This window comes from Burkholderia sp. SIMBA_051 (assembly GCF_046534915.1).
GTDB classification, from domain to species: domain Bacteria; phylum Pseudomonadota; class Gammaproteobacteria; order Burkholderiales; family Burkholderiaceae; genus Burkholderia; species Burkholderia ambifaria.
On record NZ_JAWRXS010000043.1, the window covers coordinates 1 to 572 of the forward strand.

General features: G+C 51.0%; 1 rRNA gene. It reads right to left on the reverse strand.

The features are described 5' to 3' along the window. Positions 1-543 (reverse strand): 23S ribosomal RNA (locus SB771_RS33445); the annotation flags it as partial. Positions 544-572 lie beyond the last annotated feature (29 nt).

Sequence of the window (572 nt, forward strand, 5' to 3'; positions counted from 1 at the left end):
CGAGGCTCCGACTGTTTGTATGCATGCGGTTTCAGGATCTATTTCACTCCCCTCCCGGGGTTCTTTTCGCCTTTCCCTCACGGTACTGGTTCACTATCGGTCGATCACGAGTATTTAGCCTTGGAGGATGGTCCCCCCATCTTCAGACAGGATTTCACGTGTCCCGCCCTACTTGTCGTACACTTAGTTCTTTCATACTGTTTTCGCCTACAGGGCTATCACCTGCTATGGCCGCACTTTCCAGAGCGTTCGGCTAACAATACAAATAAAGAGTACAAGGCTCATCCCATTTCGCTCGCCACTACTTTGGGAATCTCGGTTGATTTCTTTTCCTGCGGTTACTTAGATGTTTCAGTTCACCGCGTTCGCTTCGCATGGCCTATGTATTCAGCCATGGATACTCCAAAAGGAGTGGGTTTCCCCATTCGGACATCTACGGATCAAAGCTCGTTTGCCAGCTCCCCGTAGCTTTTCGCAGGCTACCGCGTCCTTCATCGCCTGTGATCGCCAAGGCATCCACCACATGCACTTGTTCGCTTGACCCTATAACGAGTCTGTCTCATCGACAGTCG